The organism is Caballeronia udeis (assembly GCF_001544555.2).
GTDB classification, from domain to species: domain Bacteria; phylum Pseudomonadota; class Gammaproteobacteria; order Burkholderiales; family Burkholderiaceae; genus Caballeronia; species Caballeronia udeis.
Genome location: NZ_FCOK02000002.1, coordinates 213,632 through 226,946, shown reverse-complemented (window position 1 = coordinate 226,946; position 13,315 = coordinate 213,632). Strand labels below are relative to the sequence as shown.

Below are 13,315 nucleotides of genomic sequence, written 5' to 3'. Positions count from 1 at the left end.
AAAGCCGAATGGACTTGAAGGGATTTACTTGACCAGGACGGCCATGATGTCTTCTTCGCGCATCACGAGCAGTTCATTGCCGTCGACCTTGACGGTCTGACCAGCGTATTTACCGAACAGCACGCGGTCGCCCACTTTGACGTCGAGGGCGTTTTGCGTACCCTTGTCATCGCGCTTGCCCGGGCCGACGGCCAGGATTTCGCCTTGATCCGGCTTTTCAGCTGCGGCGTCGGGGATGATGAGGCCCGAGGCAGTCTTGGTTTCCTGATCCAGACGCTTGACGATGACGCGATCGTGCAAAGGACGAAGGTTCATACACACTCCTCTCTTAACTGAGACTATAAAAACGCGGGAAACCCGTCCAGCGACCCACAGGGCCACCGGCCGGAAAACTGTTAGCACTCTCGTGCGACGAGTGCCAAGTATATGGCACACCGATCGGTAATTTCAAGAAGGGATATTGGCGAGACGCGAGAAATAGGTGTGGAAACTGATCCGAACAAGAGGTCAAGCCTTTCCGGCCTCGGTTCGTTTGTGGCTGGCAAGTCGGATTCAAGTGGAAAAACGCTCAACGAAACAAGAGCTTAAGACTTTTGTATCCAACCGGCTGCCGCGGGGCGCTCCGCGAGAAAATTTGCATCGGCGACCGGCTCGCCGGCGAACGAAGTCCAGTTTGGCCGCACCGGGCGAAGCAGAATGGTGTCCCCCTCGCGCTGGATTTCAAGTTCGGTCACCCCTTCGAACTGCATGTCCTTCGGAATCCGGACCGCCTGGTTCGCGTTGTTCTTAAAAATGGACACAGTGCGCGCGAGAGCCTGCTGAGGCAAAAAAATATGCATTCAATTTTATGCATATGCTGAATATGTCAAGTATTCAACCTGATTCGCTTCACCCTATGGAATCGATTGTCAGGGACACTTCCTCATCCACGCAGCCCCGTCATTTCTTGCCTTTTTACGTCCGCCCGCGCGGCGCACTACAATCTAGGCCGCCGAAGTCCTTCGTTTCGATCAGCCGCCTGTCATGCAAAATCCGCTTGCCCGTCCACTGTTCCGTCTTTCACTCGCCCTGCCCCTGCTCGCCCTCGCCGCTTGTGGCGGCAAGGCCGCGCCCACGCCCAGTTACCAGGCCGAAATGTTCACGACGGGCGCGAGTCCGTTCGCCCGCAACTACGAAGCCACCAGCCAGGAAACCTGCGAGGCCTCGCGCCGCGCGCTGCTGAGCCAGGGTTACATGACGACCATGCCGCAGCCCGATACCGTCGATGCCACCAAGAACTTCCAGCCGGCGGCGGATACGCACGTGGTGGTGTCGTTCCATGTGGTCTGCACGCCGGGCGAGAATGCGAGCAATACGAGCATCGCGTATGTGAACGCTGTGCAGGACGGTTATACGCTGAAGAAAAGCGATACCTCGGCAAGCGTGGGATTGAGCGTGCTCGGCTCGCTCTCGCTGCCGATCCGATCAAACAGCGACTCGATGGTCAAGATTTCCAGCGAAACCGTGCCGGCAGGCAAGTTCTACGACCGGTTTTTCAGTCTGGTCGAACACTATTTGAAAACCGTGCCGCGCAGTTCGCCCATTCCCGGCGAGAACGTCAGCAGCCAGGCGATTGCGCCATCGCTGATCCTGAATTCGCCGGACCTCACGCCGACACCTATCGTCGTGCAGACGCCGGCCGCGAGCTCGGCCGCTCGAGCGGCGGTGGCCGCCAGTGCGGCGAGTCCTGCGCCGGTGGCGAGTCCTGCGGCGGTGGCAAGCGCTGTTTCAGCCGCCAGCGCCACGGCGGTGACCGCTGCTACCTCGTCGGCGTCCGCGCCGGTGGCGGCGTCGGCGGCCACGCCTTAAGTTAAGCACCCGAACGTAGCTGCGCTCAACCTGCGGCGAGTTGCGCACCAGTGGCCGCTACGTCGGCGGCCTCACCATGACCGATCGAATCGAAACGTTCAGCCTCTCACTGACTGCACACGCTCACCGGCAAATCGTGTATCGCTGCGTCAATTCGGCACATTCACCCCACCACCGCCGAACGTGATCGCGTTCGCCCCGGGCGAGGCGGAAATCGCCGGTAAATTGTTCAGCGACAAAGCCGGCGCAGCCCCCGCCGTACCGCCCCGCGGCACCGTATGCACGACCTGCGACGGCGGCAAAGGCGCCCCGTTCATCAAATGCGCCCACATCAGGTTCAGCGCCTGAAGGTTGTAGTACTGCAGCGGCACGAAGCGCGTATCGAAGCCCGCGACGCTCAGGAACGCGTCGAAATGCTGGCCGTTCGTTACCTCGTAAAACGACAGGTTGCTCGAATTGCCCTCGGCCAGCTTGTTCATCGCGGCGTACGGGCGCGACGCGTGGTTGATCGGCACGAGCGTATCCGAGCGGCCCTGCACGATAATCGCCGGCTTCCCGTGCAGGTTCGCATTCACGCGGATCGCATTGACACTCGCCGTCATCCGCGCGTCGCCGTTGGTCCACAAACCACGCAGACAAAACGCGCCGGCGAAACTGGCGTCGGCGGTAGCGAAGCGATGATCCGCCGCGCCCGAATTCCCCGCATTCCCCGCGTTGTAGACGAGATTGATACCGTTGGTCGGCGGCACGCCATTGCCGTTGCCGAACACGGTAAGCATCGGGGAAACCAGCGGGCTGACTCCGGCCGCGCCCGTCACCGCATTGGTCGTGCCGAAACTGAAGTTGCAGAGGTTATCGGCGACGCTCGATTGCGTGTACGCATTGGCATACGTCACGGCAACCGCGGGTACGGCCTGCGAATCCCACATCGGCGCCTGCAGCAAGTCGGAGTCCGTCTGATAACCGGCCTGATGCAGTTGGGCAAGCGCATTGGTCGCCTGGCTGATCACGTCGCCCCCGGTAATCACACCGTTCGCCGCCAGCGACGCGCAGCGCGCCGCCCGGATCGACGCGGTCGTGGCCGCCGGCAACGCCGTGAGATACGGCGCGCCTGCTGCAGCCGGCGCCAGTGCCGCGCACGGCTGCAGCAGGTTGGCGAGCGTCATGTAGTCGGCGAGCGGCCGGCCGAACGACGCCACCTGCACGCCGCCTTGCCTCACCGACACCTGTGACGGCACGTTCAGGTTGATCTGCGGCTCACCCACGACCACCGCCGTGATCCATCCCTGCGTATCCTGCTCGGCGGCCGCGAGCGACGCGCCGCCGCCATTGCTCACCGAAGCAGCGATGGTCGTCACATCGCCGCGGTTATAGCGGATCTTGCGCGTGCTGCCGTCGAGGGAGCCGTAGGTGTCGTTGAGCGCCCAGTACGCAAACTGGATCGCCTGCAGCGTATTCGTGCCCCAGCTTTTCTCAGGGTTCTGCTGCGAGTGGGCGTGCTTGAATGCATAGCGATTCGGGAATTGCGCGTTGAACGCGGCAAGACTGGTGCTCCCGAGGTTCGCCGTGAACACACTGGTCTTGCCGGCCGCGGCGGCGTTGAACAACGTACCGTCGATGAGCGTAACGGTGTTCGTCGCCAGTTCGTGCGCGCCGTTGCCGCTGCCTTTATCGGTGTAAGCGACCGCGCAGCCGCGTTTCAAACCCCATTCCCCCGCCGCCGATATCGCTCCGTACACCCCGCGCGACCCTGACGAAGTGGCCGTGACAATGCACGGCTGGCCGGGGTTGAAACTCGCCGGGATCTGCACGAGCAAACTCACGTTGAGCGTGCCGCTGCCGTCGTCGGCGAACGCCAGGTATTCCTTGCCGGCGATCATCCCCTCGCCGAGCGTGTCGTTGCCGTTCAGGTCGACATTCGGCCCCCAGAAGCGCCCGTAGCCGCCATTGGCGGACATATCGACGAGCGCTCGATAGTTCGAATAGATCGCAAGACGACGCAAGTCAGCCGCGCTCGGCGCTGCCGGGTTGGCAATGGCCGGCGGCGTTGCCGATGCCAGTCCGTCCTTGCCCAGCCCCGCCGTCAGCAGGTCGTCGGTCGTGCCGTCATAGCTTTGCGTACGCACGCTGCCGGAGATGAAGTTCGGCAGCACGTTGTTCTGCGAACTGTTGCCATTGCCGTCATCGTCGCCGTGACAGGCCGCAAGGCCAAACGCCGCCAATGCCAGGGCAAGCGCCGTGGCTCCGGGAAATCGTTTCATCGTCGCTCTCCACCATGTTGTTTTTATTCGGCGTACGTCTTTCAATGCACGTCGCCCATCCGCTCCTGCTCTCAGCCAGGAAGCTTGAACCCAGAGCTTGAACCCATAAGGCATAACGGGTTCCGGTGCAAAGCACCGGAACCCGTTATTTAAACCACTGGACGAAATCGCCTCGCACGCTGCACAACCGCTGCAACGACGCGCTGCAGTCCAAGGCTCAGGAAAGCATTAGCCTCCACCACCGTTCGGCTGAGCCAGCGTAATCTTGTTCGATACCGACGTCACGCCGGCCACGCCCTTCGCCACTTCCTCGGCCTTCGGAATCTGCGCGCCGTCCGGCACCGTACCCGTCAGCACGACTGCGCCGCCCCGTGCACGCACGAAGATGTTCGACACGTCGATGCCCTGTGCCTTACTCAAAGCACGCCGCACATCGAGGCCGAGCTTACGGTTGACCTTCTTGACGGTCTTGGCCGACGGTGCTGCACCCGACGCGGCCATGGCATCACTCGATTGAGCATAAGCGCTCGACGCCACTGCGACGCACACCACGACGCTCAACGCCTTCAACATATCGACTACTTTCATGACTTCTCCTTTTGTTTCGCTTTGGACTTCGCAAAGTGTTGCTCTTGTGCTTCTTTTGGACCGCATCAACCCAGCGGCTTGGCTACGACATCTTGCGGCCTGACTGCAAAAACGGCGACCAGACGAATGACGCACGTACGATACAAACAGACCGGCGATGCTGGCGACACGGTGTTGCGAGAGACTGGCGAAAAAACAAATGACCCGGCCGTTCTTTTACGGGTGTCATTACCGTTGGCCCAAGTACATAAGCTGCTGCACATCATGCGACGCTGCCGGTTCTGATCGGAGCATTTCTCCGAATGCCGGTTAGGCGGCGCGGATGCTGGTTCTACGGCGGCGAACGTCAATTTAATCCAGCCTTGCGAGAAGCGCAAAGCATTTAACACGATGAAGCGCGCACTCGCCCCTACTTATCCGTATTGTCATACCCGCTTAGGGCCTGCCCTTGATCCAACGGCACGGGCGATCATGTACCATCGGCGAAAATTGCAACCGAACGTGGACAGTGAACGTGAAGGCAGACGTTTCAACGTATTAGCACAGGTGTGTTTCACTACTGCGACTGAATAAAAGGCTTAATGCGCAGGACAGGAGGTATTTTTAAACATCGCGTGTTGTTTTGTGAATGAGTGGATGCGAGGGTTTTCCCTTTCTCCTTTCCCGTTTATAAAATCCGCTGCTTTCAAGGTTTTGCGTCAACGCAGGTCCCCGCCCCACCGAACCCGACAATGACTCAAACTCCCGGCCAAGAACCTCCCGCCCAGAAAACCCCGAAGAAACCCCGCACCCGTCGCATCGCTCCAACAATGGCGCGTTTCGTCGCGATTTCGTGGCGTGACCTCGCGGTGTCGTTCGGGCCTATCCTGCTGATCAGCGCGGCTGCAATCTACCTTGCCGTGCGACTGATCCAGCCCGCGCCGCCCAGCACGCTGAACATGTCGGCGGGAACCAAGGGCAGTTCGTTCTGGAACGACGCGCAGCAGTACAAAAAGATCCTGGCGCGCAACGGCGTCACGCTGAACGTGCTGGAGTCGCAGGGTTCGCTCGATAACCTGCAAAAGCTCGAAGATCCGAAGGTGAACGTGGATGTGGGTTTCGTGCAGGGCGGCATGTCGGCGCCCGGCACGCCGGACACGCACGAAGACCTGGTCTCGCTCGGCAGCGTGGCGTATGTGCCGCTGGCGGTGTTCTACCGCGGACCGCTGCTGACACGACTTTCAGAATTGAAAGGTAAACGGCTCGCCATCAGCACCGAAGGCAGCGGCACGCGTGCGCTCGCGCTGGCGGTGCTGAAGGCGAACGGCATCGAGCCGGGCGGCGACACCGAATTGCTGCCGCTGAGCGGCGATGCCGCGGCCAGCGCGCTGACTGACGGGAGTATTGACGCCGCGTTTCTCACCGGCGATTCCGCGCAGCCGCCGACCATGGGCAAGCTGTTTCGCACGCCCGGCATCCATTTCTTCGATTTCACCCAGGCCGACGCCTACGCTCGCCGCTTCCCCTACCTGAAGGTGATCGCCTTGCCGATGGGCGTCCTCGATCTCGCGAAGAACGTGCCGCCGCATCCCATCCACCTGATTGCGCCGACCGCCGAGCTGATCGCCCGCAACGGCCTGCATCCGGCGCTCTCCGACCTGCTGATCGAAGCTGCGAAAGAGGTGCACGGGCGCGCGAACCTGCTGCAGGCGGCCGGCGAATTCCCTGCGCCGCTCCAGCACGAGTTCCATATCAGCGACGACGCCGAGCGTTACTACAAATCGGGTAAAAGCTTCCTGTACCGGGTGCTGCCGTTCTGGATCGCAAGCCTCGCGGACCGTGTGATCGTGCTGCTGGTGCCGATTATCGTGGTGCTGATTCCGGGCTTGCGGCTGGTGCCGGGGCTGTACCGGTGGCGGGTGAGGTCGCGGATCTACAAGATCTACGGCGCGTTGATCGGCATTGAACGGGAAGCCATGAGCGATCCCGAAACGGCCCAGCGCGAGGCGCTGATCGAGCGGGTGGACGGTATCGAGAACACGGTCAACCAGATGAAGATGCCGCTCGCCTACGCCGACCAGTTCTACGTGCTGCGCGAGCATATCGGCTTTGTCCGGCAGCGGCTGACCATCGCGCAGGCCGCCGCACTCGATGCTCAGGAAGACAGCGTTCAGCACACCACGTAATATCGAAAGAAAAAACGACGGTAGCCGAATCAACGGGCGCCGCGACGAGCAACGCACCTGGGAGATTCAAATGAGCGCCTCGCCTTCCATCGATCCGCATCAGCCGTACTTTTTTTTCGATTTCAACTCGCCCTTTTCGTACCTGCTGCTCGAACAGCACGAAAAGTGGCCGAACATGCCGTTCGAGGTGCTGCCCATCGACTATCTGAAGCTCCTCAAGCACTGGGGCCAGCCGATGCCGGGCAATATCCCGTCAAAGCGCGTGTTTATGTATCGATACGCGCTCTTTCGCGCCGAACAGCTCGGTATTCCGTTCAGAATGCCGCCATCGCATCCCTTCGATTCCAGCAAGGCGCTGCGTCTGGCCGTGGCGGCGGGCGGGGAAATTGGCTGCATCCGCGAGATTTTCCGGTTCATCTGGAAGCAAGGCCGCGATCCGTCGACCGAGCAGGGTTTCGACGATCTCTGCCACCACGTGGGCTTGCCCGACGGCGCGAAGATGATCGAACGCGAGGACGTCACGGCGACACTGAAGGCCAATGTCGAGCAGGCCGTGGCGCTCGGCGTGTTCGGCGTGCCCACGTTCGTGGTGAATGGTCAATTGTTCTGGGGCGAGGACACGCTGCCAATGGTGCTCTACGTTGCCCGTTCGCCCAACTGGCTGGAGGGAGCGGAAGTGCAGCGAATCAGCAATCTGCCCCGGACCGCACCGGCCGTGTAAGCGGCGAGGGCAAAGATTGGCAGGTTCGATGGATCGTGCCCTATGCCATGCATAGCGCGCACGCTATGGCGTGAGCGTCCGGTCGGGCTTAACGTAGTGCATTCCCGGTCGGGCGTGCATCCCGCTTGGCCGTCCCGCCACGAATCGCTACGCAACACCACGCCGAAGGTCCGTCCGAAGACCGCGCTCTATGAACGATTCCATTGACCCCGCCGATTACGACGCCGGCTCCGCCACTGACTCCCTCGACATCTGGCTGATCCGCGTGCTGCAAACGCTGCTGACCGAGCGCAGCGTCACGCAGGCCGCGCTGCGCCTGGGCCAGACGCAGCCGGCCATCAGCACCGCGCTGCGGCGGCTGCGTGATCTGCTGCGCGACCCCATTCTCGTGCGCGGCAAGCAGGGCATGGTGCCGACCGAGTACGGCGCGTCGCTGCTGCCGGCGGTGCAGCGCGCGTTACGCGAGGTCGAATTTGTCGCCACGCCGCATGGCGCCTTCGATCCGGCCACGTCACGGCGCACCTTCCGGGTCGCCGCTCCTGACTATCTGAACGACTTTTTCATGCCGACGCTGATTCGCGCTTTCCGCGTAGCAGCGCCGAACGCACGGCTGGAGATCGAGTCGCTGACACCCACGCTCGATCACGAACGCGCGCTCGATGAAGGCGATCTCGATCTGGTCGTCGGCAACTGGGAGAACCCGGAGCCGCGTTTTGCGCGCCACGATCTCTTCACCGACAGCTTCGTGTGCCTCATGCGCCGAGGGCATCCGCTCGCACGCGAACCGCTGACAGCGGTGCGTTACGCCAACGCCGCGCATCTCGCGCCCACCACGTATAGCGGCGCGAAGCGTCATCCTATCGATATCGGCCTGGCGGGCGCAGGCATCCGGCGACGCATCGTGACGACCATTCCGTACTTCGGGCTCGTGCCGCAAGTGCTGCTGCAATCCGACCTGATCTTCACCGCCACGCGACGTTTCGCGCTGCACTACGCGGAGCTCCTGCCGCTTGTTGTGATGGAATCGCCAATCGAGTTTCCGCCGATCGAGAGTTATTTGATGTCCTTGCCCGAGGTCAGCCGTCCCACTGACCTGGCTTGGCTGCAGACGCTGATGGCCGATGTCTCCAGGGAACTGACCGGGCAACCCGCAGACGTAGAAAAACGGTAAGAATTTCTCGCCGGATGGCTCGTCCGGGTCCAACGCTGGCCCGACGCTGGCCCGATGCAAATTCTTCTCCCGCAGCGCAAAATCCCGCAAACCCTTCCCCAACAAGCCTCCGAGCTATTCGGCCGGTCCTGAAAAAGCGTCGGGCAGGCCACGCTCGTCTTAAACCTATGGGAGAATCACGCTTCTTCAGCAATATCAACCCCGCACTTACCCCAATGTCCACCGAAGCCCCGTTGTCCCGACGCGCCGATCTAGCCATTACCGGGCGAATCGTCGCGGTTGTCACGTTCACGTTCATTTGCTACCTGACCATCGGTATCCCGCTCGCGGTGCTGCCGGGTTTCGTGCACACGGATCTAGGCTACGGATCGGTCATGGCTGGCGTGGCAATCAGCGTCCAGTACTTCGCGACGCTCGCCTCGCGGCCGCTCGCCGGGCGCACGGCGGACACCATCGGACCGAAACAGACCGTGTTGTACGGCCTGACCGCCTGCGCGATCAGCGGCGTGCTGCTGCTCTGCGCGGCGCTCGCGTCGCAATGGCATTCGGTGAGCCTTGGGTTGCTCATCGCCGGCCGCCTTGTGCTTGGCTTCGGCGAAAGCTGGGTCGGAACCGGCGCGATCACGTGGGGTATCGGACGGGTTGGAACCGGCAGCAGCGGACGCGTGATCTCGTGGAACGGCATTGCCACGTATGGCGCGCTCGCTATCGGCGCTCCGCTGGGTGTGGCGATGGAACGCTCGATCGGCTTTGCGTCGCTGGGCGCGTTCGTGATCGCGCTCGGCGGCCTCGGCTACTGGCTCGCGACGCGCATGGAGGCTGTTCCGATCGTACATGGCGAGCGCATGTCGTATCGCAGCGTGTTCTTTCGCGTGCTTCCCCACGGCATGGGCCTCGCGCTGGGGTCTGCAGGATTTGGGTCTATCGCCACGTTCATCACGCTCTTTTATGCCGCGCACAACTGGCCCGACGCTGCGCTTTCGCTGACTGTATTCGGCACGATGTTCGTCGGCTCGCGGCTCTTGTTCGCCAACACCATCAAGGTCTTCGGCGGCTTTCGCGTGGCTATTGTGTCGTTTGCGTTCGAATGCGCCGGCTTGCTGATGCTCTGGCTCGCCGCCGATCCCGCCTTCGCGCTCGCGGGCGCCGCGCTGACCGGGTTCGGCTTCGCGCTGATCTTCCCGGCGCTCGGCGTGGAAGCCGTCGGACTCGTGCCGCCGGCCAGCCGCGGCGCGGCGTTGTCGGCGTATTCGGTGTTTTTAGATCTGTCGCTGGGTGTGACGGGGCCGCTCGCCGGGTATGTCGCGGGGGAGTTTGGCTTCAGCTCCGTGTATCTGTTCGCCGCGGTCGCGTCGGCAGCGGGCGTGGCGCTGACCGTCGCGCTGTATATGCGGACCGGGCGCGGGCTGGGTGGCGCGGCTACCGCCTGAGAGGCCGGGTTGCTCAAGCAATGACAAACGTCCGCTTCGGCGGACGTTTTGTTTGGCAGGCTCGAATAGCAGAGGGAGGACCCTAAGACAGCGGTCAACGTCCCTCATGCCATAATTTCCAGCTGCTATCCCGCGATAGCAATCTTCCTGTCTCGTGAGCCCGCCGACCATGTCCAACCTGCTTTCCCGCCACTTCCTCAGCATGGCCTACAACAACGCATGGTCGAATCATCGCCTGTTGAAGGCTTGTGCTTTACTGAGCCAGGCGGATTTCGTCGCGCATCGAACAAGCTTCTTCCCGTCGATCAAGGCAACGCTCAATCACAACCTGACCGTCGACTGGTTTTACATCGATGCGCTCGAGCGCGAGCAGCGCAATGAGCCGCCCCATCCGCAGATCATGTCTTTCTTCGATCCGGAAGAACCCTTCGATACCTGCGCCGACCTGCAGCGCGAGCAGCGGCTGGCGGACCGGCGGCTCATCGGCTACTGCGCTCAACTGAGCGACGACACCCTCGAGCGCCAGGTCACCCTCCTGCGTCCGCGCACAAAACAGCAGGAAACACGCACGCGGCTGCTCGGTCATGTATTCCAGCATCAGATCCATCATCGTGGGCAAGTGCATGCCATGCTTGCCGGAACGCCGGTCGCGGCGCCGCAGCTCGATGAATTTTTCTGCGATATGGATGCCGGCCTGCGCGCCGCCGACCTCGCTGAAATGGGCCTGAGCGAAGCGGCTGTCTGGGGATGAACACCCTGCCGCTGTTTCCCGTCGCGAACGAATCCGAACCGCCACTGCGCTGCTTGTCTTAAAATCCACCCTTGGTCCCCACTTCCTGCGCTCTATGAACTCGACATCGGAAGACCGCTGGCGCGACTTGCGCCCGGACCCGGACAGTGACACCCCGCTTTATCTCCAGCTTGCCCGCAAGCTCGGCAACGCAATTCACGACAATCGCTGGAACGCAGGCGAAGCGCTCCCCTCCGAACGCGTGTTGTCGGAAGCGCTCGGGGTATCGCGGATCACGTCGCGCAAAGCGATCGCATTGCTGGTCGAACAAGGACTGATTCGCCGCACGCAAGGCGCCGGTTCGTTCATCACGCCGCGCTATGAAGATCCGCTGTCGCGGCTGTCGAGCTTCAGCGAAATGCTGCGTCGACGTGGTTTTACGCCCGGTTCGCAGTGGCTCTCGCGTGTGATCGAGCCCGCGAATCGCGATGAAGTGATCCAGCTCGGCTTGTCGCCGGCGGCGGCCGTGACGCGGTTGCGGCGCTTGCGCACAGCCGACGGCATTGTGATGGCCGTTGAGAATTCCACCTTTCCGGCCGCACTGATTCCGGACCCGCTGGCCGTTGGCGATTCGCTTTATAGCTTCCTGGAACAGCGCAACCTGTCGATCGTGCGGGCCCTGCAGCATTTCCGCGCGGTGAACGCGAGCGATGAGATCGCTGCACAAATGGGCATTGCGCCCCACGACGCATTGCTGCTGATCACTCGCGTGGGTTATACGGCGGACCAGCGCCCGATCGAACTCACCGACACCTACTGCCGCAACGACTACTACGATTTCGTCGCGGAGTTGCGCAAGTAGTCGCACCGAACCTAAGCGCAAGCAGTCACCACCAGCGCGGCTGATCGGTCCCAATAGGCACCGGCGGCAAACCCCAGTAAGGCGGCGTCAGCGACATGCGCTCAGGCGGCTGCGTGCACGTCAGCGATCCGAACGGCGATTCGATGGTTTGCAGCATGTCGCGGACATCGTCGAGTTGGGGATCGGGCACGTTCTGGCCATCTTCGACCAGGCCCATCGATTGCAGCCAGCGCCCGGTCCGCGCCAGCGCGACCCGCACATGCCAGCTTCCGCCTTGCGTGGCGCGTCGTTGCAACGCGATCATCGCGCCGAGCGCCGCGAGATAACCGGTGGCGTGATCGAGCGCCTGACACGGCAGATGACGCGGTTGCGCGCTCCCGGCCGCCTGCGCTTCCGTCCACGCAATCCCGCTCGCCGACTGCACGAGGCTGTCGAAACCGCGCCGTTGCGACCAGGGGCCTTCGTGCCCATACGCCGATATCGTCACGTACACGATGCCAGGGCGCAGGCGCGCAGCTTCTTCCGGGCCGAAGCCATGTGCGGCAAGCGCGCCGGGGCGATAGCCTTGCAGGAATACATCGGCATCGCTCAATAACGCGCGCAGCGATTCACGGCCGTCTTCTTCGCGAAGGTCGAGCGTCGCCGAGCGCTTGCCGCGGCCGTTGTCGATCACCAGCGGCGGAATGTTCGGCAGATGCGCACCGTTGATGAGCAGGACATCGGCGCCATGCTCGGCGAGCGTGCGCCCCGCCACCGGACCCGCGATGATGCGGCTCAGGTCCAGCACGCGGACGCCTGACAAAGGCCGTTGCGGCTCGCCCTCGGTGCTCTCGCCAATCGGCTCCGGCGGGGCATCGTCGAGTTTGACGATCTCCAGCAACGGTATTTCCGCGATCGCCTGAGCTTGCGGCAGGAGCGCCCATTCCTCCGGCGTGCGGATCAGCGCGGCGCACAGGCCGGCATCGGCGAGCGCCTCGTCCAGGCTTGCGCCGTTCCAGCCGCGGATGGCCTGAGCGACGCCGGCGTGATCGTTCGAGCAGCCCAGCAGCTTGACCACGCCGTCCCGATGGTGCTTGAAGTTCGTATGAAGCTGGATCCAGCTGCCGTCGCCGGTCTCGTAGAAGCCCATCAGCGGATCGCGCAGCTCCGGCGGTTTATCGGTTCCGATGCGCAAGTAGCGCTCACTGCGGAACGCGATTGCCGCACGGCGGGTGTAGATGTGCACGTCTTGCTGCCGCCCCGTGCGATGCCTGAAGCATTCTGCTGCCGCCAACGCCGACGCTCCCACGCTCGCCGTGGCCAGGTCACTTACCCGATACACCGACGGCAGTTGCCGTTCGTCGCCGCTAACCGTGAGGTGGTTCAGCGCCTCGGGGTCTCCCTGCGCCAGACGCCAGAGTTCTTCGACAGCTTTCATGCTCATGCTCCTTCTCAATGTCGCTTGGTTCACCCTCGGTGGTATGGACCGCCGGCGCTCCAATCAGTTTCCGGTCATGTCCAGCCGGGCCGCCGGTCGTTGCGAAGATCGGCACGCAATCC

The 13,315-nt window shown here is 62.6% G+C and carries 12 protein-coding genes; 7 read left to right on the top strand and 5 right to left on the bottom strand.

The annotated features are described in order from the left end of the window. Positions 1–24: 24 nt before the first annotated feature. The gene (locus AWB69_RS02610) at positions 25–315 is read right to left on the bottom strand and encodes a co-chaperone GroES (protein ID WP_031362728.1); all 291 of its coding nucleotides are present in this window, start codon (positions 313–315) and stop codon (positions 25–27) included. A 269-nt stretch (positions 316–584) separates the two neighbouring features. Continuing rightward, positions 585–839, bottom strand: coding sequence for a type II toxin-antitoxin system VapB family antitoxin (vapB, locus tag AWB69_RS02605; RefSeq protein ID WP_062081797.1), 255 nt, complete (start codon positions 837–839; stop codon positions 585–587). Positions 840–1,023: 184 nt separating this feature from the next. Here vapB and AWB69_RS02600 point away from each other — a divergent pair, with 184 nt between their 5' ends. Further along, positions 1,024–1,848, top strand: coding sequence for a DUF2242 domain-containing protein (locus AWB69_RS02600; RefSeq protein WP_062081795.1), 825 nt, complete (start codon positions 1,024–1,026; stop codon positions 1,846–1,848). Positions 1,849–1,997: 149 nt separating this feature from the next. Here AWB69_RS02600 and AWB69_RS02595 read toward each other — a convergent pair whose 3' ends face one another. Together AWB69_RS02595 and AWB69_RS02590 are read right to left on the bottom strand one after the other, a co-directional pair. Next, on the bottom strand, positions 1,998–4,109 hold the full coding sequence (locus AWB69_RS02595; RefSeq protein ID WP_062081792.1) for a D-(-)-3-hydroxybutyrate oligomer hydrolase: 2,112 nt from the start codon (positions 4,107–4,109) through the stop codon (positions 1,998–2,000). Positions 4,110–4,337: 228 nt separating this feature from the next. Further along, positions 4,338–4,697 carry a BON domain-containing protein gene (locus AWB69_RS02590; protein WP_062081790.1) on the bottom strand — a complete coding sequence of 120 codons (360 nt, stop codon included), beginning with the start codon at positions 4,695–4,697 and terminating at the stop codon, positions 4,338–4,340. Positions 4,698–5,506: 809 nt separating this feature from the next. Between AWB69_RS02590 and AWB69_RS02585 the strand changes: the two genes are divergently transcribed. From AWB69_RS02585 to AWB69_RS02560, 6 genes are all read left to right on the top strand, one after another. Next, complete coding sequence (locus AWB69_RS02585) at positions 5,507–6,862, top strand: TAXI family TRAP transporter solute-binding subunit (protein WP_231936955.1); 1,356 nt, start codon at positions 5,507–5,509, stop codon at positions 6,860–6,862. Positions 6,863–6,932: 70 nt separating this feature from the next. Further along, positions 6,933–7,583 (top strand): 2-hydroxychromene-2-carboxylate isomerase, encoded by a 651-nt coding sequence (locus tag AWB69_RS02580; RefSeq protein ID WP_062081785.1) that lies wholly within the window; start codon positions 6,933–6,935, stop codon positions 7,581–7,583. Between the two features lie 190 nt (positions 7,584–7,773). Continuing rightward, positions 7,774–8,754 carry a LysR family transcriptional regulator gene (locus AWB69_RS02575; protein ID WP_062081784.1) on the top strand — a complete coding sequence of 327 codons (981 nt, stop codon included), beginning with the start codon at positions 7,774–7,776 and terminating at the stop codon, positions 8,752–8,754. A 215-nt stretch (positions 8,755–8,969) separates the two neighbouring features. Further along, positions 8,970–10,184 carry an MFS transporter gene (locus AWB69_RS02570; protein ID WP_062081781.1) on the top strand — a complete coding sequence of 405 codons (1,215 nt, stop codon included), beginning with the start codon at positions 8,970–8,972 and terminating at the stop codon, positions 10,182–10,184. Positions 10,185–10,353: 169 nt separating this feature from the next. Continuing rightward, the gene (locus AWB69_RS02565) at positions 10,354–10,935 is read left to right on the top strand and encodes a DinB family protein (protein ID WP_062081779.1); all 582 of its coding nucleotides are present in this window, start codon (positions 10,354–10,356) and stop codon (positions 10,933–10,935) included. Between the two features lie 94 nt (positions 10,936–11,029). Continuing rightward, on the top strand, positions 11,030–11,776 hold the full coding sequence (locus AWB69_RS02560) for a GntR family transcriptional regulator (RefSeq protein WP_062081777.1): 747 nt from the start codon (positions 11,030–11,032) through the stop codon (positions 11,774–11,776). A 25-nt stretch (positions 11,777–11,801) separates the two neighbouring features. On the opposite strand, the gene AWB69_RS02555 is transcribed toward AWB69_RS02560, so the two are convergent. Then, positions 11,802–13,193, bottom strand: a complete 1,392-nt coding sequence (locus AWB69_RS02555) for a CoA transferase (RefSeq protein ID WP_407923005.1) — start codon at positions 13,191–13,193, stop codon at positions 11,802–11,804. Positions 13,194–13,315: the final 122 nt, after the last annotated feature.

Bases quoted from the DNA above. Each gene is read 5' to 3' on its own strand.
- AWB69_RS02560 (WP_062081777.1), top strand. From the start codon at position 11,030: ATGAACTCGACATCGGAAGACCGCTGGCGCGACTTGCGCCCGGACCCG.
- AWB69_RS02570 (WP_062081781.1), top strand. From the start codon at position 8,970: ATGTCCACCGAAGCCCCGTTGTCCCGACGCGCCGATCTAGCCATTACC.
- AWB69_RS02590 (WP_062081790.1), bottom strand. From the start codon at position 4,697: ATGAAAGTAGTCGATATGTTGAAGGCGTTGAGCGTCGTGGTGTGCGTC.
- vapB (WP_062081797.1), bottom strand. From the start codon at position 839: ATGCATATTTTTTTGCCTCAGCAGGCTCTCGCGCGCACTGTGTCCATT.
- AWB69_RS02565 (WP_062081779.1), top strand. From the start codon at position 10,354: ATGTCCAACCTGCTTTCCCGCCACTTCCTCAGCATGGCCTACAACAAC.
- AWB69_RS02595 (WP_062081792.1), bottom strand. From the start codon at position 4,109: ATGAAACGATTTCCCGGAGCCACGGCGCTTGCCCTGGCATTGGCGGCG.
- AWB69_RS02575 (WP_062081784.1), top strand. From the start codon at position 7,774: ATGAACGATTCCATTGACCCCGCCGATTACGACGCCGGCTCCGCCACT.
- AWB69_RS02600 (WP_062081795.1), top strand. From the start codon at position 1,024: ATGCAAAATCCGCTTGCCCGTCCACTGTTCCGTCTTTCACTCGCCCTG.
- AWB69_RS02585 (WP_231936955.1), top strand. From the start codon at position 5,507: ATGGCGCGTTTCGTCGCGATTTCGTGGCGTGACCTCGCGGTGTCGTTC.
- AWB69_RS02580 (WP_062081785.1), top strand. From the start codon at position 6,933: ATGAGCGCCTCGCCTTCCATCGATCCGCATCAGCCGTACTTTTTTTTC.
- AWB69_RS02555 (WP_407923005.1), bottom strand. From the start codon at position 13,193: ATGAAAGCTGTCGAAGAACTCTGGCGTCTGGCGCAGGGAGACCCCGAG.
- AWB69_RS02610 (WP_031362728.1), bottom strand. From the start codon at position 315: ATGAACCTTCGTCCTTTGCACGATCGCGTCATCGTCAAGCGTCTGGAT.